Here is a 24129-nt window from a genome sequence, read left to right on the forward strand (position 1 = left end):
TTTGCTTGGCTCGCTAAGCGTTGCCTGCTCTGCCGTCTCAGTGGGGTCGCATTATAGGGAGCCGCGGATTTAACGCAAGCCTTTTTTAACTAAAAAAGTGATTTAAATTGGACCCAACGCAAGTGCACACTCTAAACACAAGTTACCCACAAACACCTGTTGATAACTTTGTTTTTATGGTCGTTTATTCTAAACACTTGGCCATTCCTATGGTAAGTTGCGGTCACTTTTTTAACGCATGTCTTTAGGTAGTATTTATGGCAGATTTAATAAATAGTATAAGTGGTCTCTTGTGGGGGCACGTTCTCGTATACTTATTAATAGCAGCGGGTTTATTTTTTACCTTTAAATTAGGTTTTATTCAATTTGTACAATTTCCACATATGTTCAAGGTTATGTTTGGATCTCGAAAATGTGCGAATAACGAAATCTCTTCTTTTCAAGCTTTTTGTACTTCATTAGCAGCTCGAGTCGGTACTGGGAATATGGCAGGTGTCGCTGTTGCATTGTATCTGGGTGGCCCGGGAGCTATTTTTTGGATGTGGTTAATTGCATTAATTGGTATGGCGACAAGCTTTGCCGAAAGTACACTTGCACAAGCTTATAAAACAAAAGATGCTGAAGGCAATTTTAGAGGTGGTCCAGCTTACTATATGCAAACTGGCTTAGGTAAACGTTGGATGGGGGTTTTATTCTCACTGTGTTTAATTTTAGCTTTTGGTCTGGTATTTAATGCTGTGCAGTCAAACTCTATTGCTGCCGCTTTTGAAGTAGCATTTGATATCCCTAAATATATTGTAGGTATTTTTTTAGTTATTGGTTCTGGGATGATCATATTTGGAGGCCTTAAAACAATATCTCGATTTGCTGAAATGGTTGTGCCTTTTATGGCTCTGGCCTATTTATGTGTTGCGCTTTATGTTTGTGCTATTAACTTTTCTGCACTTCCTGATGTATTCATGTTAGTAATTAACAGTGCTTTTGGAATAGAGCAAGCCGGTGCTGGCGCTATAGGTTATGGTGTAATACAGGCGATGATCCAAGGAATTAAACGTGGTTTGTTCTCTAACGAAGCGGGTATGGGTAGCGCTGCTAATGCTGCAGCAACTGCAACACCATACCCTCCTCACCCTGCTTCACAGGGTTATGTGCAAATGCTTGGGGTTTTTATTGACACAATTGTAATTTGTACTGCGACTGCATCACTTATCCTTCTATCCCAGCAATTAATTCCTGAATCAGGAGTATTGGGTATAGAATTGACTCAAGCAGCATTATCAGAACATGTTGGTAGTTGGGGCACTTATTTTATCGCTATTGCAATTTTATTCTTTGCCTTTACCTCTATTGTTGCTAATTACTCGTATGCAGAAACTAATCTTATGTTTTTAGAACATAACTCCCAAAAAGGAATGTTTATATTCCGCTTGATTGTTTTAGGAATGGTTATGTTTGGGGCTGTAGGTGAGCTCGGATTAATTTGGACATTAGCCGATATATCTATGGGCTTAATGGCTATTGTTAATGTAATCGCGTTATTTATGCTTTCTGGTGTCGTTGTATGGCTTTCAAAAGACTATAACGAACAACGTAAAAAAGGCCTTATCCCCTCGTTTGATAAAAGTAAACATCCAAAACTAGATAAAGAGGTAGACCCTCTAGCTTGGAAATAAAAAATAAAATAGCGAGTTCCGGCTCGCTTTTTTAGTTCTAAAGTTTATTTACCCAACATTAAAACTTAGATTAATTTTTACGACTACTTTATATTTACTACGTATAGGAACACAAAGAGATATCTAAAAAAGGAAAGCAGATGGGTGACATGACAAAAAAATACAGTATCGATACTACTGATTATCAAGTTGGACAAGATAATATTCAAAAATGGGGGTTTGATATACATAATCCTGTATTTGGAATAAGCGCTTTTTTAGTTGTTTTATTTGTATTGCTTAGCTTGGTTTTTGACCCTACCGTTACCCGCGATGCACTAACCTCCACTAAAGATGCTATCATAGATCAATTCGATAGTTACTTTATGTTACTTGCTAACGCCTTTGTAATCTTTTGTATTATCTTGGCATTCTCTCCCTTAGGTAAAATTCGTTTAGGCGGTGTAAAAGCCCGTCCAGAGCATGGTTACATATCGTGGCTTGCCATGTTGTTTGCTGCAGGAATGGGCATTGGATTACTATTTTGGGGTGTTGCAGAGCCAACAGCTTATTATACAGGTTGGTATCATATGCCTATGGGGGTTGAACCCAATTCACCACAAGCACATTCATTAGCTTTAGGTGCAACTATGTACCATTGGGGTTTGCACGGATGGGCAATTTACGCAGTAGTTGGCTTAAGCTTGGCTTTTTTTGCATTTAATAAAGGCCTGCCTTTGTCTATACGTTCTGTATTCTATCCCTTATTTGGTGATCGCGCATGGGGGTGGATGGGGCATATCATAGATATACTCGCGGTACTGTCGACTTTATTTGGTTTAGCAACATCACTGGGGCTTGGCGCGCAACAAGCAACCAGTGGTATAAATTACCTTTTAGGTACCGATTATGGCACTGCTTTTCAAATATCTGTTATCGGCTTAGTAACGTGTATTGCTATTTTCTCTGTTATTAGAGGTATTGAGGGCGGTGTAAAAGTACTAAGCAACGTTAATTTAATTTGTGCGTTTTTTTTACTGTTAGTTGTTATCGTACTTACATTCTCTGATTCAATCCCTGCTGTTTGGTTTACCCTGGGAGCATACGTAGAACATTTTGTACCATTGAGTAATCCTTTTAATAGGCCCGATGAAGATTGGATGCATTCTTGGACTGTATTTTATTGGGCGTGGTGGATATCTTGGTCACCGTTTGTTGGTATGTTTATAGCGCGTGTTTCAAAAGGGCGCACTGTACGAGAGTTCTTACTTATTGTTATAGGCCTACCAACTCTGCTTAGCCTTGTGTGGATGGGTGTATTTGGCAATATGGCAATAACACAAGTTATAGATAAAGTCGGGCCACTTGGACAAAATGGTTTGACTGATATTTCAGTTACTTTATTTCAGGTATATGAACAGCTACCGTTTTCTAGCTTTATTTCTATTATTTCTATTGCTTTAGTTTTAGTCTTTTTTATCACTTCATCTGATTCAGGATCACTGGTGATAGACGGCATAACTGCTGGCGGTAAAATTGATGCACCAGTGCCACAGCGTATATTTTGGGCTACTGTCGAAGGTATGATAGCAGCAGTGTTACTTTGGGTTGGCGGCTCGCAAGCCTTACAAGCACTTCAATCGGGTGTAGTAACTACTGCACTCCCATTTTCAATCATACTTATTTTAATGTGTGTTGCGCTTATACAAGGCTTGCTAAGCGAATACCCTACTTATAAGGTTCAAAGCAAACTGCACTAACAATTCATCCGGTATAAGTGGCTCTTAAGAGTCGCTTATACAACTCATTTAAAACTTATTATAGCCACGTCACATTTTCCTCAATCTAGCTCTAGTTACTACTTTTTTATTTTAAAAGAACAAACTTTACTCTCATCGTGTTGAAAATACCTGAATGACTAAAACATAGATAAAGGCGTAATTGAATCACTAATGTTCTGATTTGTTAATTTTGTTATGTACAAGTGCGTTAATCATACAGATTCAAATAATTAAGTACTATTTCGGATTGGTATTAACTGAGCTGAGTGAAATAAAGTAATGACGATAAAATTGGGCCTTGCAAAGGCTACGTAATAAAATCTTTAAATAGTAAAGTTAAGGAGATATTAAAAATAGATTAGATAATTGAGATTTGAATATATATTAAAAAATTTGTGGTGTGAGTTTTTGTGATTTGGGATTTATATAGATATGGTGCCCGAGGCCGGACTTGAACCGGCACGACTTGTTAGTCGAGGGATTTTAAATCCCTTGTGTCTACCAATTCCACCACTCGGGCATCGAGTTTGCTAATTAAAGCGTGTGGAGTAAATTATGTGGAGGCGGAACCCGGAGTCGAACCGGGGTAAACGGATTTGCAATCCGGTGCATGGCCACTCTGCCATTCCGCCTTAACGCTTCCATATAATTTGGAGCGGCACACGAGGCTCGAACTCGTGACCTCGACCTTGGCAAGGTCGCGCTCTACCAACTGAGCTAGTGCCGCATATAATAAATTTTTATCAAACTTTTAATTAAATTGGTCAGTAATTAAAAGTGGTGCCCGAGGCCGGACTTGAACCGGCACGACTTGTTAGTCGAGGGATTTTAAATCCCTTGTGTCTACCAATTCCACCACTCGGGCATCGAGTTTACTATTTAAAGCAAGTGGATAAAACTGATATGGAGCGGCACACGAGGCTCGAACTCGTGACCTCGACCTTGGCAAGGTCGCGCTCTACCAACTGAGCTAGTGCCGCATCATATTAATTCTACTATTACATTTTAAAAGTTATATGTTGGTGCATATAACTAAACCACAAAGTGGTGCCCGAGGCCGGACTTGAACCGGCACACTCTAAGAGCGAGGGATTTTAAATCCCTTGTGTCTACCAATTCCACCACTCGGGCATCGAGTTTGCTATTTAAAGCATGTGGAGCGTTGATTGGAGGCGGAACCCGGAGTCGAACCGGGGTAAACGGATTTGCAATCCGGTGCATGGCCACTCTGCCATTCCGCCCCAGCACTGGGGTTATAACCTTAGATAACTTGGAGCGGCACACGAGGCTCGAACTCGTGACCTCGACCTTGGCAAGGTCGCGCTCTACCAACTGAGCTAGTGCCGCATTTCGTTATCTTGGGGGCTATGCCCTCTCAACACGGACGCATTCTACAGAGATTATTAAACGCGTCAATACAAAAAATGCTAGTTTTGAACTGTTTGCTTGTTTTTTATCTAAAACGGTGCGTTATTATACATTTACAGTTAATTTTTGGTCAATTCACTCCATGCAGCGTTCAAATATTGCAGCATAGAACTCAGGGTCAAAAAGGTTGCTATATAGAGTAGCCCAAAACTTAAATAATTCATCCAGGTGTCATATTGCCAAATCAAACCAATGATGGCTAACATTTGCGCAGCAGTTTTGATTTTACCCATGTTAGATACAGCTACATTGCCACGCTTGCCCTGCTCAGCCATCCATTCCCTTAATGCTGATATAACTATTTCTCGACTAATGATAATAAGCGCAGGAATAGTCATATACATTGACTGATATTGATCAGAGAGAGCAACAAGTGCCGCACACACCATCACCTTGTCTGCAACAGGATCTAAAAAGGCTCCAAATGGCGTTGATTGTTCTAATTTTCTTGCAAGGTAGCCATCAAGTATATCGGTAATTGATGCAAGCCAAAAAATAAAAGCGGCAGCAAAAAAAGCCCAGCTATAAGGCAAATAAAATATCACCAAAAAAATGGGGATAAGAAAAAGTCTAAATGTTGTGAGTGTGTTTGGAATATTCCACATAACTACTTGGATATGTCTTTTCTTTTATATTCGCATGAAGGGCTAGCCCTTGTCATGTAAATGGTTAAATATCTTCTCAGCCATATCAGGGCTGATCCCGGGAACTTTCTTTAATTGTTCTATATTAGCAGCTTTTACCCCCTGCATGCCCCCTAAATATTTTAATAATGTTTGGCGACGTTTAGAACCTACTCCATTAATTTCTTCCAACAATGATTGTGTTCGCTGTTTTTGGCGCTTATTACGATGCCCAGCTATTGCAAAACGGTGAGATTCATCTCGTATATGTTGTATTAGGTGAAGTGCAGGCGCATCAGAATCCATCGGAATTGTTTTACGCCCCCCATCTATGAGCAATGTTTCTAGGCCAGGTTTACGGCTCGTTCCTTTTGCAACCCCGACTAGCAGAGGCATTTTAGAATGAGACCAATTAGCAAAATATTGCTCAGCACGACTTAACTGTCCTTTACCGCCATCTATAAATATTACATCGGGAATTTTGTCTTCATCCACTAATTTGTTGTAACGCTTATTTAAAGCAAACTCCATGGCTGCATAATCATCACCACCGGTTATACCGGTTACATTATAGCGCCTGTATTCTTTTGTATTTGGGCCTTGCGAATCAAAAACAACGCAACTTGCTACCGTGTTTTCCCCCATAGTATGGCTTATATCAAAACACTCCATTCGCGCTATATCATCTAGGCGTAATGTTGCTTTTAATTGGGCATAGCGTTTATTAATTGAGTCTTGTGTACTTTGTTTGACAGCAATACTGTTTAACGCATTTTTATTTGCTAGTTGAAGGTATTGCGCACGCTCTCCACGTGTAACCACTTTAAGCGCCACTTTACGATCGCTTATTTGCGTCAGTGCTTCGCTTAACGCACTGCTCTCTTCTACTTCAAACGGGAGTATAATTTCTTTAGCAATGCGTCCAGTTGCACCTGGTGCTAAATAATATTGACCTAAGAATGAAGTTAAAATTTCTTGCTCGCTCGAATCTTTAGGTACTTTTGGAAAATACGTTTTACTACCTAGTACTTTATGATCGCGAATCATTAATAAATGTATGCCGTTTAATCCATTTAAATGCGCAAAACCCACCACATCCATTTCTGCAAAGTTACCCGAAATAGATTGTTGCTCCTGCATTTTACGCAGTAGCATTATTTGATCACGTACTTTTGCGGCAAGCTCAAAGTTGAGCTCCGCACTGGCTGCTTCCATTTTTTTTATTAGTTCGGCAATGACTTCATCCGATTTACCCGTCAAAAATTTGCGAACATAGTCAACTTGTTCACTGTAGTCTTGCTCGGTAACTTTGTTAACGCATGGCGCAGAGCAACGCTTGAGCTGATACTGCAAACAAGGGCGACTTCGGGCACGATAATAAGCATCTTCGCATTGACGAACGGGAAATATTTTTTGCATTAAACGCAAACTTTCCGAGACAGCGCCTGCACTCGGAAATGGACCAAAATACTCACCTTTTATTTTGCGGCTACCTCTATGAAACGCTAACCGCGGATGCTTATGGTTCGTTAATAAAATATAGGGGTAAGACTTATCATCTCGCAGTAGAATATTATAACGAGGCTGATATTTTTTTATGAGGTTATTTTCGAGCAGTAGCGCTTCAGTTTCGGTGTTGGTCAGTGTGACTTCAATATCATTAATGTTACTGACTAAAACACGGGTTTTGCTGTCGGTAATGTTGGATCTAAAGTAACTGCTTACGCGTTTTTTTAATTGTTTAGCTTTACCAACATAAATAACTTGGTTGTCACTATCAAGCATACGGTAAACACCGGGCTCGCTTGATAGCGTTTTTAAAAAATGTACGTGATCAAATTTAGACATATAAAAGGGTTAGTACGACACGTCTATGTCAATCATCTTATGGCGAATAGCTAAATGTGTAAGTTCAACATCGCCACCTACATTTAACTTTTCAAACATTCGGTAACGATAGCTATTAACTGTTTTCGAACTGAGGTTTAAGCGCTCTGCAATATCTTGTGCTTTTTCACCTTTGGTGATCATAAGCATTATTTGAAGTTCGCGCTCTGATAAACTCTGGAACGGATTTTCGTCTGTACGACCAGTAACCTGTGCCAGTGCTATTTGTTGTGCAATTTCTGGCGCAATGTAGCGTTGACCAGCATGAACTGAACGAATGGCACGAACCATTTCATCAGAGCCAGCTCCTTTGGTAAGAAAGCCGTGAGCACCAATTTGCATTACTTTAGACGGAAATGGGTCTTCGCAATTAACAGTAAGAACGATAATTTTTACGTCTGGGCAATAGCGACAAATCTTTTTAGTTGCCTCTAATCCACCCATGCCAGGCATATTCATATCCATAAGTACAATATTAGGTGTGTGCTGTCGACAAAACTGGACAGCGGCTTCACCGTCTTTTGCTTCACCTACAACTTTAAACCCACGCACATCATCTAATATGCGTCTGATCCCAGTTCGTACTAGTTCATGATCATCAACTAAAAGTACATTAATCAATGCAATACCCTCATTAACTCAACTACACACGTCTAAATAATTTAATTTGTCACAGTAACACAGTTAAAGCGAAACAATAACTAATATTATCGCTCTCACTCAGGCACGTTAACTAAAGTTAAAACTACTGAAATCAATGTACCCAGCGATTTAAGAGGCTGACTTTTCACTAAAACGGTCAACCCATAATGCAATAATACCATCACCGGTAACATTACATGCCGTACCAAAGCTGTCTTGAGCTAAGTACAGTGCAATCATTAATGCCACAGCTCCTTCATTAAATCCAAGCATGCTGGTTAAAAGCCCAAGCGCCGACATTACCGCGCCACCCGGTGCGCCTGGAGCAGCTATCATCACAACACCGAGCATAAATATAAATGGCAACATGCCCATTAACGATGGCACTTCCATACCTGGCGATAAAAACATAACGGCCATGGCACACGTAACAATAGTAATTGTTGAACCCGACAAATGAATGGTGGCACATAAAGGTACTGTAAAGTTTGCTACGTCTTCTTTAACTTTATTAGCTTTACTTGATTGCAACGACACAGGAATAGTTGCTGCACTCGACATAGTACCTAATGCAGTAAAATAAGCCGGTAGCATATTTTTAACTAACTCAAGTGGATTACGCTTTAACAAAATTCCCGTAGCAATATATAAGACGCTTAACCATAACCAGTGCATAACAAGAGCCGCAATTAATACCACTCCAAATGTTTGCAGCGTATCAACCACTGTACTCGCTACGGTCATTTCAGCAAACACACCTGCAATATAAAATGGTAACGCAGGAATGATCACTTTTGACAATAAGGCATCTATTACATCTCGTCCCTGATCTGATACCTTTTTAAGTGTGTCTAACTCAAGCTGGCTCATACCAATGCCAAATATGAAAGCCGTAGCAAGCGCAGTCATCACCCCCATTAATGGTGGGATTTCTATATCAATAAAACTGCCTATCTCGGTGGCTACTTCGGCTTCAAAAGTAATACCGCCACTTAAAAACGGAATAACAGCACTGACTAACAAAAAGGCAAGCGTGCCGGCAATAACGGTAGAGCTATAAGCAAACCCAACCGTTTTACCAAGTAAATGGCCAGAACCTTTAGGAAGCCCGGCAATGCCAGAAGCAATAAAAAATAAAATAATAAGAGGAATAGTGAAGGAAATAATTTGACCAATTAACTCTTTAACCGTAAATAAGAGTTCAACACCTGTCAAAGGCACATAAAAGCCTACCAATATACCAGCCATAATGCCGGCAATTAACTTTAAGATTAACTTCATTTTTATTACTCAATTATTGTTAGATAAACGTTTTTATCATGTTTTGATTGGCTTGTGTCATAAAACCGCTGAACTAAAGTTTGTTTGCATAAATAATCATCAATAAAAAGTACATTTGGTCTCGATAAAGTATCATATTCAAAAATCAGTCAATTTATTAGTCATTGGGCCGCATGGGTTTCTACACCTATTTAAATATTTAAGCGTCTCTTTAGTTTATTTATGAGTAAAAAGCCGACATAACAAACAAAAGCGTCTTATCATTAAATTTAATGTGCGCACCTAATAACAAAAGGCACAGCTAATATAGATTTTTATTTCACTTAGTTATAAGCTCAATAGATATATCTTATAGCCAAACTTTACTTTTATTTTTTTAAACTCTCAGTAAAGTGTCAACATATAGTTAGTAGCAAAGGCTATTAGCACGTTGATCAGATTGTATCCAAAGGAACATTATGTCTACTATTTTTGAAGATAACTCACTTAGTATCGGTAATACACCACTGGTAAAACTTAAACGTGTTACAGGTGGGAATGTATTCGCTAAAGTGGAAGCGCGTAACCCAAGCTTTAGTATAAAATGCCGCATTGGTGCATCGATGATTTGGGAGGCTGAAAAAGCAGGTCAGCTAACTGAGGGTAAAGAACTTATCGAGCCTACATCTGGTAATACAGGTATTGCATTGGCCTTCGTTGCCGCAGCACGTGGTTACAAACTAACGCTTACCATGCCTAACACTATGAGCTTAGAGCGTCGTAAACTTCTAAAGGCACTGGGTGCCAACCTTGTGCTTACAGACGGCGCTAAAGGTATGAATGGTGCAATCCAAAAAGCAAAAGAGATTCAAGCCACCGATCCTGAAAAGTATATCTTGCTACAGCAGTTTGAGAATCCAGCAAACCCAAAAATACACTTTGAAACTACAGGTCCAGAAATTTTTGACGCTCTTGACGGAAAAGTGGATTACTTTGTAGCAGGCGTAGGTACTGGCGGGACTATAACAGGTGTCAGTCGCTACCTTAAAACAGAAAAAGGTCTAAATGTTAAGTCTATTGCTGTTGAGCCAACTAATTCGCCAGTAATCAGCCAAACACTTGCCGGTGAAGAAGTTAAACCAGGGCCACATAAAATTCAAGGTATTGGCGCAGGATTTATCCCTGGCAACCTAGACATGAGCCTAATAGATGCTGCAGAGCAAGTATCTAACGAAGATGCAATTGCAATGGCACATGAGCTAATGAAAAAAGAAGGTATATTAGTGGGTATTTCATCTGGCGCTGCTGTAGTGGCAGCAAAACGTATTGCTGAAAAACCAGAAAATGCCGACAAAAATATTGTTGTTATTTTACCAAGTGCCACTGAGCGTTACTTATCAAGCCCGCTATTTGATGAGGAATTTAGTGATCAAGAGCTTGTTCAATAATCATAGCTAACCATTTTTGAAAGGATGCCTAGGCATCCTTTTTTATTATTTACTCTGCAATATCTTTTTATTTACCTTCCATGTCTTTACATATTAGCTAATTCACCACACACTTAAATAAAACTAACTAACAAAAATTAACATGAAAAAAATAACCTATTTAGTCAGCCTTATTCTGTGTTTGTTTTTAGTTGCCTGTGGCGATGATGTAAAAAAACTTGGTGATTCACCCGGCGACACCGCAACAGCTTACTTTGACGCCTTGTACAATCAGCAAGATCTTCAAAAAGCAACAACTATGGCTACACCCAACCTTACGCGAATCATGAAGTCGTACGGTACAGCTAAACAATTTACGCGTAACTTAGTTAACATGCAGTACGATGAGGTTGTTATTGAAGTTGATATGACCAATATGAGTGTACGCGAACAGTATGGTGACAATACTAAAATAAATCTTATTTTCACCGGTTATTTAAATGGTAACAAAATAGATGATATGCGTAGCGTAAAAATGCTACGTAAAAAAGGTAAATGGTATATCGATAAAATAGTTGCGGACCCATACGCACGTTAAAGTATTTAATAAAAAGGCCTTACACATGTAAGGCCTTTTTATTTACGGTTCACATAATTAGCTACAACTCGCCTTGCTGAAAGTTATCAACCGCTATTGCTTGCTTACGTAGCTTATTAGCATGGTGCATAGCATCAGCATCGGTTTGCGTTACTAAATCATTGTCTAATGCAAAGTTAATCGCACCTTCAATATCGAGCGTTGCAGGAATATTACCCTTGCGCTGCCATTGTTTTAAATCTTTGAATTGAGCTTGCATATCGTGCATAGCTAAAAATGCATTTTCCATTACCCCTGTACCTGCGTTTTCATCTACATAACACAAATGAGTTAAGCGATTTCTAAACACACCTGGTTGTGTCATATGCTCGCAAATACGTTGTGCAATTTCATCGCTTGGTTTTTCGTAATGATTACTAATTGGAAATACAATACGCTTAAGCACAAAATTAATAATCGGGTTTGAGAAATTTTTGAAAAAACCATCAAACGCTTGGCCTATTTCAAATAACGATGTTTCTATCGCATATTTAACAAAAGGTAAGTCGGCTTGTTGACGGCCCTCGTCTTCGTAGCGCTTTAGAACCGTAGAAGCTAAATACAAGTGACTCAATACATCACCTAATCGGGCTAATATCATCTCTTTGCGTTTTAGCTCACCGCCTAACATTAACATTGCCACGTCCGTACAAATAGCCAAGCTTCTGCTCATTCTGCTTAAATGCTTGTAATAAACGGCAGTTTCGCCGCCAACTGGCGCTTTTGCAAAGTAACTACGTGTTAAACCATGTATAAATGCCATGCTGGCATTACTTACCGCAAATAATATATGGTTCATTAATAAACCATCAAATTGATTCAGAGCAGCATCGTCGTCTTCAAGTGCAGCGGCCTCCATTTCTTTTAAAACAAAAGGATGACAGCGGGTCGCTCCTTGGCCAAATATCATTAAATTTCGAGTTAAAATATTTGCGCCTTCTACCGTAATAGACACCGGTATTCCCATATAACCATGTGCCAAATAGTTATTTGGCCCCACCTGAATGCCTTTGCCTGAATGAATATCCATCGCATCATTCATGACTGTACGACCCATTTCCGTCATATGGTATTTGGCAATAGCAGTGACAACCGAAGGGCTAAGCTTTAAATCGATTGCGCCAGCCGTCATTAACCGACATGACTCTAGCGTGTAAGTTAAGCCACCAATGCGAGCAAGCGCTTCTTGCACACCTTCAAATTGCCCAATAGATACACCAAATTGCTGGCGAACTACGGCATATGCTGAAGTCATTTTAGCCGCTAGGTGACCGGTTGCAGCACTTAAAGCCGGCAGCGAAATACCACGCCCTGCACTTAAACACTCCACCAGCATGCGCCAGCCACGCCCCGCACACTCTTGCCCACCAATAATCCAGTCAAGCGGAATAAACACATCTTCACCATAAGTTGTACCGTTCATAAATGCCATATTAAGTGGGTAATGGCGCTCACCTGTTTTAACTCCTGGGTGATCGGTTGGAATAAGTGCGCACGTAATACCAAGCTCTTTTTCGTCTCCTAATAAACCATCGGGGTCATACATTTTAAAAGCAAGGCCTAATACTGTGGCAACGGGTGCAAGGGTAATGTAACGTTTTGACCAGTTTAAACGTAGGCCAATTACTTCTTCACCGTTGTGCTCTCCTTTACATACAACACCAGAGTCTGGAATGCTACCGGCATCAGAGCCTGCTTCTGGGCCTGTAAGTGCAAAGCATGGAACATCTTCACCATTGGCAAGCGTTGGTAACCAGCGGTCTTGTTGCTCTTTAGTACCGTAATGCAGCAATAGCTCACCTGGCCCTAAACTATTTGGCACCATTACGGTAACCGCCGCAGTTAAACTCTTAGTCGAAATTTTTGACACAATGGTTGAATTAGCAATCGCCGAAAACTCTCGCCCACCAAACTTTTCAGGAATAATTAATGCAAAAAAACCTTCTTTTTTTAAGTAATCCCACACTTCTTTTGGCAAGTCTTTGTCTTTTTGCACTATTTGGTAATCATCTAGCATCGCCATTAGGGTCTCAACCTGATTAGCCATAAATGCGTTTTCTTTTTCGCTCAATTCTGGCTTTGGAAAATTGTGTAATTTTTTCCAATCAGGGTTACCACTAAAGAGTTCTCCATCCCACCAAACATCGCCTGCTTCCATAGCCTCTCGCTCTGTTTGCGAAAGCGGTGGAAGTACTTTTTTAAACATTTTAAACGTGGGTCTACTGATAAGGTTTAAGCGGATATCTTTAACCGCAAAAATAACCACTATAACAACCAGTAAAATGATAAATACCGACATGCCTACATTCCTTTCACATTAGAAATTAATAACCTAAGTATGACCCATCTTAGTTTAAATACAATCATTGCAAATACGCTTTCTGCTAAGCCTGTAAATTAGGGGATAAAGAATAAACTAGTCTTTAATTATTAATTTTGATATGGGTAAAGCAACTAAAAAATCAAACGTATAAGCCTTATTAATACAAAAGCCCGCTGCATGAGCGGGCTTATATTTTAATTAAGCTGAAAACTTAAATTGCGTTATTAATTAAAACTGAAAACGCATGTTTGCAAAGTAAGCATCATTATCAGAGTCATCGGCATTGTTCTCGTAACCTACTTTAAGGCCAATATTTTTGTTAATGAAGTGCTGAGCACCAAAGCTGTAGGTATCTTGTTTATCGTAGCTTGCAAATACCGAGGTCGCTTTTGAGAAATAGTAGTTCGTTTCTGCCACCCATTGGTTTTCAGCGTCATCAATACTTTCGTATTTACCTTCAAACGTTAAGTAGTTACCTTGCTGTAAATCAATAAAGTATTTAGCTGCAACGGCGCGGTAATCAAAATCATCATCCGCAGTAACAGTTACACCAACGTAATCGGTACTGTTAAGCATATGGTTATACGCTAAATCGAATAAAGCGAAGTCTTCGCCATCTTTATTTTCAACTAGCGTCACTTTTGCAAGCAAATCTGGGTTAAAAAAGTAACCCCCTGAAATTGTATATGCTTCGTTATGATTGCCAACATCAAGGTTTGTGTATGACGCACCAATAACAAATTCATTAATAAAATACTCACCACCAACTAACGTTGTATCGCTAAAGTCGTCATCAGCGTATGCGCCGTAAATGTTGCTTTGTTTATTAATGTATTCAAATTGGTCGTACGGGCCTAATGTTTTTTTAGGTGATAGATAATAAATAGAATCTACAGCAACGGTATCGTTATTGTCGCTGTCTTTGTAACTTAAATTACTGATTGAGTTATAGCTGTCTGCAGCAGCCGCAGTGCTAGATAATAAAATGCTTGAAATAATAACTGCTAATTTTTTCATTGTAAGACTTCCCTATGTACATTGCGTTTTATGCTTTAGCTAAATTACTAAAGTGGGCACATGCTAACGCCGGGAAACTGAATGGAAACTTAATTAAACCTTTGTATTTGTTAAGTTAATTGTAAGGAGGTGTAAGAAACTGTAAAATTAAAGTAGTTGCTACATTTAGTCAACAACTACTTAAAGTATGTGTACAATTATAAAGCGTGTTGGCTAATTACTCTATAAACTTCATTAATGTTATCGCCTGCTTTAAACTCTTTTGTAAGTGGCGTTGGGTCAGAGCCAATCCAAATTTTAAGTTCAGCATCCAAATCAAAGTGCCCTGCACTCTCTTTGCTAAACTTGGTAATTTTAGAGTAAGCAATACTCACCATTTCCATTTTAGAACCAGTTACTCCTTGCTTATCAATTAAAATTAAGCGCTTATTAGTAAAAATGAACATATCGCGAATAACTTTATAGGCTTTTTCGACGTGCTCACCCTCAATTAATGTATTAGCGAGTACTTTTTCTAAATCAGAATCATCAACTTCGCTTGCGTTACCCATTAATCCGCTTAATAAACCCATTATACTTTCTCCTGTTTAAAAATTTGATTTTCTAATGTATGGCCATTAACCAATTGCCTGTATTGCCAATTATGTTGGTGGCAAAACTGTAATAGTGCAATATCAAGTGCATGCTCAGATTGTGTGTATTCAATAACATACTCTTTGTGCTGGCTCATATAAACAGAGCTTACACCATTGAGTAACTGTAACTGTTGCTCAACGTTTTCATACATCTCGTTTAGCATTAATGTGTAAAAGTGTTTGTCGGTTTGATTTACTTTTGTTTGGTGCTCACTCAATACGCCTTTGTCTAAATGCAGCACTTGAGAGCATAATCGCTCAAGCTCAGTTAAATCGTGCGAGCTTAAAATAAAGGTTGCTTCAGAGCTCAACGTTGACACCAACTCACGTACCTCTCTTGCATGAATAGGATCAAGTCCTGCGGTTGCCTCATCTAACATAACAATTTGCGGCGAACCAATAAGAGCCTGAGCTATAGTCACACGTTTGCGCATACCATGCGATAAATCACCTGCACGGTTTTTAGCAATTTCACGCAGCCCAACTAAATCAAGCACGCGCAATGCTTCTGTTTGACTTTGCTTGGTGCTCATACCTTGTAATTTGGCATAAAAAGCAAGTTGCTTGTCTATATTAAAACGCGGATCGAGCTGCGCATCTTGTGGTAAAGCACTGACCTTATTAAATAATGCGGCACTGCCGGGTTTATGACCGAGTATTTCAAGCTCACCATTGCTGGGCGCTATATAGCCGCATAACAAACTAAATAATGTCGTTTTACCCGCACCATTTGGGCCAACAAGAGCAACAGGAGCACCTTGCTCAATTTCAAAGTTCACATTATTAAGCGCAAGTTTAGACCCATACGACTTACTTAAATTACGCCCTGTAATTAGTGGATTCATAGTGAGCTCCTTGCAAAAATACGTTGGGCTACTGCCAGTAACACAGCAGTTTGTACAAGTGGGATTGCCAAAGCACTTAATAATGGCAGGTTTTGACCGGCGAGTTGCTCTATTTGTACACCCGGGAATAAATAATCAAGCACGCTTAATGCCGGTATTTGCCACTGTAATAAACCGACTACAATACCGCCTGCTGTAAAGTATAAAATAGCGAGTACAATTGATAACCGCGATGAACGTGCAAAAGTATTAATTAAAGTCATTAACGCCACAAACGGTGCAAATGTAACTATAAGAATTAAAAATATCGACAGTGCACGGCCAACGCCCCCTACCAACAAACTCGGATCGCGGTACCCTAATACCGCTAATGTGGCCACAAGAGTAATTGCGACCAAACACGTTAATACCGCTAATTGCCCTATAAACCGGCCAAACAAAATTTCAAATCGGGTTGAGCGCAACGATAAAAATCTAAGCGTGCCGCGCTCTCTGTCACCCACTGTTTGGTCACTACAAATAAATAAACTAAACACAGGAAAACTGTACAAAGCAATTAACCAATACATAGCAAACTCGGCTTCAGGCCAATCAAGAAGTTTACTCAAGCCAATTGAGCCTGAAATATCGCGGGCTATTTGCTCAAAGTTTGGGGAGCTAATAATGCTCACAGCTTGCCCTATCGGGTAGCGCAAAATAATTAACCAAACAAGTGCAAATGCCGCAAGGGCTATAAGCCCACGTTTAGTTAAAAACATACGTACAAGCTCAAATCCCGCAATTTGCGTTAATCGCCCTACGTTTATTGGTAATGGTGTTGCCATTGACTATCCTTAATGACGTTGCTTATGCTTTAGTTCAAAGCCTAATATAACTACCCTAAGTGTAAACACCTTGAATTACCAGCAAAAAAAAGCCCACGAAGAGTGAGCTTTGTAACAAACCATTTAAATGTAACTAGCGCATAGTTATAAATGCAGCTTGTATACCTCAAGCGCTTGGGTTAAATCAGCTATTAAGTCATCGATATCTTCAAGGCCAATATGCAATCTAATAACCGGTCCTAAATCCCAGCCAGTGGTTGAGCGCAACCCTTTCATGGTTAAATTAGCGGTGACCAAGCTTTCAAAGCCTCCCCACGAAAAACCCATCTTAAAATGCTGAAGGCTATCTAAAAATGCATCTATGGCTTTTTGATTTCCTGTTTTCATAACAATTGAAAACAAGCCATTACTGCCGTCAAAGTCACGCTTAAAAAACGCATGGCCTGGGCAAGTTTCAAAGGCTGGATGGCGAATATGATCAACTAACTCATGCTGCTCAAGCCATTTTGCCACCTCTATCGCCGCCTTTTCATGCTGATTTAAACGCACGCTCATCGTGCGTAAACCGCGCAGTGCCAAATATGCATCATCAGCACTTGTACACTGCCCTAGTAAGTAAGAATGTTCGCGAAGCGTTGGCCAATATTTTTTATTTGCCACTGCAACTCCCATCATTACATCTGAATGACCAACAATGTACTTTGTTGCCGCTTGAATACTAATATCGACGCCATGCTCAAGCGGTCGATAATGAAGGCCGTTTCCATAAGTATTATCCAGTATGGTCATAACGTTATGTTCTTTGGCTACGTTTACCATGGCTGGTACATCTTGAATTTCCATAGTTATAGAACCAGGAGATTCTAAAAATAACACCTTGGTGTTTGGCTTAATATAATCTTTTATGCCTGCACCAACTGTTGGCGGGTAATAAGTAGTGGTAATTCCTAGCCCTGCTAAAATTTTATCGCAAAAATCGCGAGTAGGCTCATACGCGTTATCAACCATTAAAATATGGTCACCACTTTTTAAAAACGACAATAGCGCTTGGCTAATTGCAGCAGCCCCACACGGATAAAGTGCGCACCCTTCACCGCCTTCTAACTCGGTAATGGCTTCTTGCAATGCAAAATGTGTGGTTGTGCCACGACGCCCATAAAAGAGGGTTTTATCGCCACGCTTCTTCGCAGCTTCTTTAAGTTCTGCAACCGAATCAAATACCACCGTTGATGCGCGCTGCACAACGGGGTTTACTACACCATGGGTGTACGCTTTTTTGCGCCCAGACGACACAAGCTGAGTATTTTTATTACTGTTACTCGACATGGTTATTCCTTATGGATTAGTACGCCAATGTTCAATTAAATAGCGAGAAATAGAATCAGTACGAGGTAGTTTTAAATGCTCGCCTTCGTCATGCCAATTACCAAAATTTGCCAAATCTTCACGGCTAAACCACTTAGCATCATCAAGCTCATCTTTATCTACGTTAATTTGCTCAGAGGTTGCCTTTGCAAAAAAGCCAAGCATAATAGATGAAGGAAATGGCCATGGCTGAGACGCCACATAGGTTACATCATCAACGTCAATCCCTGCCTCTTCTTTTACCTCACGGGCAACAGCTTGCTCTAAAGTTTCACCTGGGTCCACAAAGCCGGCTAATGACGAATACATTCCTGTGGGCCACACTGCTTGGCGGCCAAGCAAACATCGCTCAATACCATCGGAAAACGTTTTAGTTACAACCATAATTACCGCAGGATCGGTACGAGGAAAGGTGGGGTGTTTACAGCGCTCGTTTTCACATAAACGAGAATGTCCCGCTTCAACTAAGTGGTTTTTACTGCCACAGCGCCCACAAAAACGATGAGTTGCATGCCAATAACAAAGCCCGCGGGCAAGTGCAGCAATCGAGCCCTCTTTTATATCAATAAGCGGCCCCTGCTTACGAATATCCATAAACTCTGCGCCACTTAATATCGGGGCAAGAATTGTGTCGTCAATATCAGATACATCGAGGGCAAACACCCCATTTTTTTTGGTGTTTAAGCCTAAAAATAGGGCATTGTTTAAGTTTAGCTGTGCAATTTTCTCGTACGGTAAAAACATTATTTGAGGCGTATTTTTAACAAATAATGTCTCGTTGTTTTTTACCAAAAGCCACACGCTTTGCGGCGACATATGTGCTTTAAGCCACGTTAGGTCTTTACGCACATTGGAGCATCTATCAAGCGGCATATCACTGTAGTTGAGCATGTAAATCCTTAATTACTCGTTATCGCTTAAAATTAACATAACCACCTAGTAAACCCAATTGATTACAACAATAAAAAAAGCCTATATTAGGTTTAAATGAACAATATAGGCTCTGTATTAAAAACTCTCATGTTGCAGGCACTTAGCCTCTGTTTTTTAAGCTTTAAAGTAATAAATTATCATCAATCAAATGAAACTGTTCTGCACTTTGTTTGAGTACTTCAGCGGTTAACTTATCTGCTCCATAAACATCACACGGCACATTATATTGATTTTTTAAATGAGCAAGTAACAGTGCAAAATCGCCATCGCCCGAGAGCAAAATTACTTTATCGAGATTTTTTCCATGCTCTAACATATCTATCGTTATGCCTACATCCCAGTCGCCTTTTGCACTGCCATCTCGGCGCTGAATAAACGGCTTTAGTTTTACCTCAAACCCAATCGCTCTCAAAATATTTTGAAACTGATTTTGCTTTTCATCTCCACGATAAATAGCGTAGGCATAAGCACAATCTATTTCGTACTGCTCCTGGATAACTCGCCAAAAAGCATTGTAGTCAAAGTTTTTGCTATAGCTTTCTCTACACGTGTAATAAATATTTTGTACGTCAACAAATATACCTACACGCGGTTTAATGTTTTGCTGCGAGTTTAATGAAGTCATGTAATGCCCTAGTTAGAATAATAGCCATAGCGAAATAATTTAAACTCAGTGTACCTTGCTATTTGCTTTTAAGTAACCTAAATTAGTTACATATCGTTATGTAACCATTTTAGGTTACATTTTTAAAAGTAACTAATTTGGATTGTTATGATTGGTGTGATCAGCGGCGATATTATTAAATCGCAAACTATTCCTAAACAGCAATACGATGCCATGCTTTATGAGCTAGAGCAAAGTTTACGTTGTGTATCGGGCGAGAGTACACTTTGGAATATTTATCGAGGCGACTCTTTTCAATTACAAATTAATGACCCTGAGTATTTGTTTAAGCATGCCGTTTTAATTTATTTATATTTGAAGGCATCAGGGTACGAAGTCAGACAAAGTATGGCTATTGGGGAAATAGATAACCCGCGCAATGATATAAAAACAGCTACAGGTTCAGCATTTACTCTTTCGGGTCATGGCCTTGACCAAATGGCCAATCAACGGTTTTTATTTAATACGCCTCCTCAAAACATCCATGAAAGTTTAAACCTTAATTTAGCCTTTGCTGATGTACTCCTTACTAAAATAACACAAAAACAAGCCAATGCTTTGTACGCCTATTTAACCAGTACCGATAATAGCCATGCAGCTTTAGCAAAAGATCTTAAAACCAGCAGAGAAAACGTAACTAAGCTACTTAATTTAGCCCATTACCAACTTATCGAACGGTTTTTAGAGCATGCGAGCAACATTATAAAAAATATAAGTCAAAGGAGATGCTAATGGCTTTTTCGCTTTTACTCGTAGCCCTAATTATTGGCCATTTATTGGCTGATTTTTACTGGCAACCTATGAGCTGGGTTAACGACAGAAACTCCCGCCACTTCAAGGCAATTAAACTGTATTTTCATGTGTTAGTTCATGGCATTACTAGCGCAATAATTATCAGCGTGTGGGAATACACTTATGGCTGGCAACAAATTAGCAGCGTTGTGATTGCAACCGCCGTTATTATGCTTAGTCATTACGCAATTGATATAGCCAAATCTTACTCAAGCAAAGGTGTCGTGCCCTTTTTATTGGATCAACTTGCCCACATAGCCGTAATAATCTACTTAAGCGTATGGCTGAGCGATAATACACACTTTTTAGACACCCTATATTCACTTGTCACTAACCCAAATGTGTTGTGGGTTGTGTGCGGTTATTTAATTATTTTAAGCCCAAGTGCAGTATTTATTAGAATGATGCTAGAGCGTTTAACGGGTAACTTTAGCAGTAAAGGCAGCTTAGTACTTGCAGGGCAAAGTATTGGCATGTTGGAGCGCGTGTTAATGCTGAGCTTTATTTTGCTTAATCAATTTGCGGGTGTTGGCTTTTTATTAGCAGCTAAGTCGGTCTTTAGATTTGGCGACTTAAGCGCTAGTAAAGATAAAAAGCTTACTGAATACGTCATGCTTGGCACACTACTAAGCGTAAGTGTGACTTTGTTTGTAGGTTTGATGGTAAGGTATTTAATACATTAAAAAAACGCGCTACCGTTTAAAGTAAGCGCGTTTTTATTAAAACTAACTAAACCTAATTAGTCATTATTAGTTGGACGGCGACGGCGCTGACCGCTTCCACCTACCGACTGGCGCTTTGCCCAAGGGTTTTGTGTATTATCATCTGTTTTAACAGCAGGTTTTTTAGAACCGCCACGACGAGGACCCGTACCGTTGCCGCCATTATTTGGCTTTTTACTATTAGGCTTACTACTGTCCGATTTAGGTTTATTAAAAGGCTGTTTTTTCTTTGGCTTTTTAGCAGGTAATGGGCGTGCATCTAATGCGCGTTCTGCTACTGGGTTTACTGGTTCAAACCCCTCTTCTTCAGCACGCGGAATAAGCTCACCAATAAAGCGTTCAATACCATATAAATCGACTGCATCATCAACTGTAACAAACGAAATTGCATGGCCCGATGCACCCGCACGTCCTGTACGGCCAATACGGTGTACATAATCTTCATATACATTAGGTAAGTCGTAGTTAACAACATGCGGAAGCTCAACAATATCAAGGCCACGTGCCACAATATCAGTGGCTACAAGTACACGTACTTCGCCACTTTTAAAACCATCTAATGCTTTAACACGTGCGCCTTGTGATTTATTACCATGAATAGCTGCGCCTACAATATCATCGCGCTCAAGTTGTTTAACCAAACGGTTTGCACCGTGTTTAGTGCGGCTAAATACTAAAACTTGCTGCCAATCGTTACTACGAATTAAATGACTTAGTAAAGCTGTTTTACGGCCTTTATCTACCGCGTAAACGCTTTGCGTTACACTTTTAGCGGTGGTGTTTTTTGCAGCAACTGAAATTTCAACCGGATCGTTTATTAATCCTTTAGCTAACGCTCGAATATCATCTGAAAACGTGGCCGAAAACATGAGGTTTTGACGCTTAGCTGGCATCTTAGCAATAAGGCGTTTAATGTCGTGAATAAACCCCATGTCGAGCATGCGGTCGGCTTCATCTAAAACGAGCACTTCTACGCTATCAAACTTAACGGCATTTTGATTATGTAAATCAATTAAACGCCCAGGCGTTGCCACTAAAATATCGACACCTTTACGAAGGCGCTGCATTTGCGGATTAATTTTAACGCCACCATATACAACAAACGAACTCACATTTGAATGCTTAGCGTACTCTTCAACGTTTTCACTTACCTGAAGTGCAAGCTCACGCGTAGGTGCTAAAATAAGCGCTCGAACATGGTTACTTTTTGCTTTTGGGCCTGTTGATAATCGTTCGATAAGTGGCAGAGTAAAACCCGCTGTTTTACCTGTACCAGTTTGTGCCGCCGCCATTACATCGCGACGTTCAATAATTGCAGGAATTGCTTGAGCCTGAATTGGCGTTGGCGTTTCATAGCCCTTTTCTAAAACCGCATTAACTAAAGACTGTGATAAACCTAGACCGTCAAAACTCATATAAACTCTCTTTTAAATAAGGCCAAAACGGCCAGTTGCGCGCATTATACCTGTCGTGGGCTAGAATGCATGACATTATTTACTTTGCGCTCAATTGAAGCCATATATTGCTAAGCCTAAAACGCAAAAAACGGCTAAAAGCCGTTTTTTGTTAATGCTTAAAAACCTAAATTAAGGCTTAATTAAGCTCAGGTATTACTTAACACCTAGCTCGCGTAAACGTTCTTGCAAGTAGCTATCTGCGGTGTAACGCTCTGAAAGTACAACATCTGGGCGCGGGTGTAAAAACAACGGTAATGAAATACGCGACTTAGTAGACGCTTTGCCCGTTGGATTAATAACGCGGTGAATAGTAGACGGGAAATAACCGCCAGATGCTTCTTGCAGCATATCGCCAATGTTAATAATTAAGCTACCAAAATCACATGGTACATCTAACCAACCGCCGTCTGTTTTTTGAACTTGTAAGCCCGGCTCGTTTGACGCTGGTAATACAGTTAGTAAGTTGATGTCGCCATGTGCAGCTGCGCGAATTGCGCCTGGCTCTTCATCACCCGTCATAGGTGGGTAATGTAGAATACGTAGCAATGTTTGATCAGAGTCTGCAATCATATCTTTAAGATCAATCGAAAACTTAGCACGTACATCAGCAGGCGCCTCAGCTTGAACCCAGCTTAAAAGTGTTGCAGCAAACTCATTTGCTAAGCGATAGTACTCAAGTACGTCGGCTTCAAGCTCAGCAGGTACACGCCCATTTGGGTAAACATGAAAGTACTCTTTAATGTCTTTAATGGTAAAGCCTTTAGCTACTTCAGACACTGAAGGCGGAAAGTAACCGTCTTGTGTTTCTTTAGAGTATAAAAAGTCGTGCTTTTGCTCTGAGTTAAAAAAGTCTTGCCAGTTGTTGTAAATAGACTCAACTAAAGACTGTGGAATTGGGTGATTTTTTAAAACACCAAATCCAGTATTTCTTAACGATTCAACAAATTGTGCAGCCGCATCGGGAGCTTTATAATCAACAGTAGGTAATTGCATTGTACGTTCCAGTGAATAGGTTATTTGAAGTTAGGTACTTCAGGTACTTTTATGTATATAAAGTAGCAAGGACTTCATTATAGCGCCATGCGAGGATAGACAAACAGCCCCAAAAACATAAGGACATATGTCCGTAAAGTGCCACCATCAAAGGGTGCGTTGATCAAGATCAATAAATAAAAGCGATTGAATTTGCACACATTGATGCATATGTATGGTCTA

General features: G+C 39.9%; 20 protein-coding genes and 8 tRNA genes. 6 read left to right on the forward strand and 22 right to left on the reverse strand.

What is annotated here, in order from left to right; translation table 11 throughout:
- Positions 1–257: 257 nt before the first annotated feature.
- Both ACFI34_RS08970 and ACFI34_RS08975 read left to right on the forward strand, forming a co-directional pair.
- Positions 258–1673 carry an alanine/glycine:cation symporter family protein gene (locus ACFI34_RS08970; RefSeq protein WP_462673240.1) on the forward strand — a complete coding sequence of 472 codons (1416 nt, stop codon included), beginning with the start codon at positions 258–260 and terminating at the stop codon, positions 1671–1673.
- Positions 1674–1813: 140 nt separating this feature from the next.
- Positions 1814–3412 (forward strand): BCCT family transporter, encoded by a 1599-nt coding sequence (locus tag ACFI34_RS08975; protein WP_462673241.1) that lies wholly within the window; start codon positions 1814–1816, stop codon positions 3410–3412.
- A gap of 454 nt (positions 3413–3866) precedes the next feature.
- On the opposite strand, the gene ACFI34_RS08980 is transcribed toward ACFI34_RS08975, so the two are convergent.
- From ACFI34_RS08980 to ACFI34_RS09035, 12 genes are all read right to left on the reverse strand, one after another.
- A tRNA-Leu gene (locus ACFI34_RS08980) sits at positions 3867–3953 on the reverse strand.
- A gap of 38 nt (positions 3954–3991) precedes the next feature.
- Positions 3992–4065, reverse strand: a tRNA-Cys gene (locus tag ACFI34_RS08985).
- Between the two features lie 19 nt (positions 4066–4084).
- Positions 4085–4160 (reverse strand) — tRNA-Gly (locus ACFI34_RS08990).
- 51 nt (positions 4161–4211) lie between these two features.
- Positions 4212–4298, reverse strand: a tRNA-Leu gene (locus ACFI34_RS08995).
- A gap of 39 nt (positions 4299–4337) precedes the next feature.
- Positions 4338–4413, reverse strand: a tRNA-Gly gene (locus ACFI34_RS09000).
- Positions 4414–4478: 65 nt separating this feature from the next.
- Positions 4479–4564 (reverse strand) — tRNA-Leu (locus tag ACFI34_RS09005).
- A 36-nt stretch (positions 4565–4600) separates the two neighbouring features.
- A tRNA-Cys gene (locus ACFI34_RS09010) sits at positions 4601–4674 on the reverse strand.
- Between the two features lie 30 nt (positions 4675–4704).
- Positions 4705–4780 (reverse strand) — tRNA-Gly (locus ACFI34_RS09015).
- 140 nt (positions 4781–4920) lie between these two features.
- Positions 4921–5466 (reverse strand): CDP-diacylglycerol--glycerol-3-phosphate 3-phosphatidyltransferase, encoded by a 546-nt coding sequence (gene pgsA, locus ACFI34_RS09020; protein WP_006794013.1) that lies wholly within the window; start codon positions 5464–5466, stop codon positions 4921–4923.
- Positions 5467–5508: 42 nt separating this feature from the next.
- On the reverse strand, positions 5509–7332 hold the full coding sequence (gene uvrC / locus ACFI34_RS09025) for an excinuclease ABC subunit UvrC (RefSeq protein ID WP_462673242.1): 1824 nt from the start codon (positions 7330–7332) through the stop codon (positions 5509–5511).
- A 9-nt stretch (positions 7333–7341) separates the two neighbouring features.
- Entirely contained in the window at positions 7342–7992 is a 651-nt protein-coding gene (gene uvrY / locus ACFI34_RS09030; RefSeq protein WP_006794015.1) for a UvrY/SirA/GacA family response regulator transcription factor, read from the reverse strand.
- A gap of 150 nt (positions 7993–8142) precedes the next feature.
- Entirely contained in the window at positions 8143–9294 is a 1152-nt protein-coding gene (locus ACFI34_RS09035) for a dicarboxylate/amino acid:cation symporter (RefSeq protein ID WP_462673243.1), read from the reverse strand.
- Positions 9295–9752: 458 nt separating this feature from the next.
- On the opposite strand from ACFI34_RS09035, the gene cysK reads away from it, so the two are divergent.
- Together cysK and ACFI34_RS09045 are read left to right on the forward strand one after the other, a co-directional pair.
- Complete coding sequence (cysK, locus tag ACFI34_RS09040; protein WP_006794017.1) at positions 9753–10721, forward strand: cysteine synthase A; 969 nt, start codon at positions 9753–9755, stop codon at positions 10719–10721.
- Positions 10722–10863: 142 nt separating this feature from the next.
- Positions 10864–11298, forward strand: coding sequence for a hypothetical protein (locus ACFI34_RS09045; RefSeq protein ID WP_462673244.1), 435 nt, complete (start codon positions 10864–10866; stop codon positions 11296–11298).
- Between the two features lie 61 nt (positions 11299–11359).
- Here ACFI34_RS09045 and ACFI34_RS09050 read toward each other — a convergent pair whose 3' ends face one another.
- From ACFI34_RS09050 to ACFI34_RS09085, 8 genes are all read right to left on the reverse strand, one after another.
- Positions 11360–13636, reverse strand: coding sequence for an acyl-CoA dehydrogenase (locus ACFI34_RS09050; protein ID WP_462673245.1), 2277 nt, complete (start codon positions 13634–13636; stop codon positions 11360–11362).
- A gap of 252 nt (positions 13637–13888) precedes the next feature.
- The gene (locus ACFI34_RS09055) at positions 13889–14677 is read right to left on the reverse strand and encodes a putative porin (protein ID WP_008132234.1); all 789 of its coding nucleotides are present in this window, start codon (positions 14675–14677) and stop codon (positions 13889–13891) included.
- A gap of 197 nt (positions 14678–14874) precedes the next feature.
- On the reverse strand, positions 14875–15249 hold the full coding sequence (locus ACFI34_RS09060; RefSeq protein ID WP_006794021.1) for a PH domain-containing protein: 375 nt from the start codon (positions 15247–15249) through the stop codon (positions 14875–14877).
- Positions 15249–16157 carry an ABC transporter ATP-binding protein gene (locus tag ACFI34_RS09065; protein WP_462673246.1) on the reverse strand — a complete coding sequence of 303 codons (909 nt, stop codon included), beginning with the start codon at positions 16155–16157 and terminating at the stop codon, positions 15249–15251. The genes ACFI34_RS09060 and ACFI34_RS09065 overlap by 1 nt, the downstream gene beginning before the upstream one ends.
- A complete protein-coding gene (locus ACFI34_RS09070; protein WP_462673247.1) occupies positions 16154–16981 on the reverse strand; it encodes an ABC transporter permease subunit in 828 nt (275 codons plus the stop codon). Before ACFI34_RS09070 ends, ACFI34_RS09065 begins: the two co-directional genes overlap by 4 nt.
- A 144-nt stretch (positions 16982–17125) precedes the next feature.
- Positions 17126–18307: a cystathionine beta-lyase gene (locus ACFI34_RS09075; protein ID WP_462673248.1), complete on the reverse strand. Its 1182-nt coding sequence runs from the start codon at positions 18305–18307 to the stop codon at positions 17126–17128.
- 9 nt (positions 18308–18316) lie between these two features.
- Positions 18317–19237, reverse strand: a complete 921-nt coding sequence (nudC, locus tag ACFI34_RS09080; protein WP_462673249.1) for an NAD(+) diphosphatase — start codon at positions 19235–19237, stop codon at positions 18317–18319.
- 163 nt (positions 19238–19400) lie between these two features.
- The gene (locus ACFI34_RS09085; protein WP_462673250.1) at positions 19401–19904 is read right to left on the reverse strand and encodes a LabA-like NYN domain-containing protein; all 504 of its coding nucleotides are present in this window, start codon (positions 19902–19904) and stop codon (positions 19401–19403) included.
- Positions 19905–20051: 147 nt separating this feature from the next.
- Here ACFI34_RS09085 and ACFI34_RS09090 point away from each other — a divergent pair, with 147 nt between their 5' ends.
- Positions 20052–20675: a hypothetical protein gene (locus tag ACFI34_RS09090; RefSeq protein WP_462673251.1), complete on the forward strand. Its 624-nt coding sequence runs from the start codon at positions 20052–20054 to the stop codon at positions 20673–20675.
- Positions 20675–21418, forward strand: coding sequence for a DUF3307 domain-containing protein (locus tag ACFI34_RS09095; protein WP_462673252.1), 744 nt, complete (start codon positions 20675–20677; stop codon positions 21416–21418). Before ACFI34_RS09090 ends, ACFI34_RS09095 begins: the two co-directional genes overlap by 1 nt.
- 56 nt (positions 21419–21474) lie before the next feature.
- On the opposite strand, the gene ACFI34_RS09100 is transcribed toward ACFI34_RS09095, so the two are convergent.
- Together ACFI34_RS09100 and ACFI34_RS09105 are read right to left on the reverse strand one after the other, a co-directional pair.
- Positions 21475–22872, reverse strand: a complete 1398-nt coding sequence (locus ACFI34_RS09100) for a DEAD/DEAH box helicase (RefSeq protein WP_462673253.1) — start codon at positions 22870–22872, stop codon at positions 21475–21477.
- 195 nt (positions 22873–23067) lie between these two features.
- Positions 23068–23907, reverse strand: a complete 840-nt coding sequence (locus tag ACFI34_RS09105) for an isopenicillin N synthase family dioxygenase (protein WP_462673254.1) — start codon at positions 23905–23907, stop codon at positions 23068–23070.
- Positions 23908–24129: the final 222 nt, after the last annotated feature.

The organism is Pseudoalteromonas sp. PSi26, from assembly GCF_054960575.1.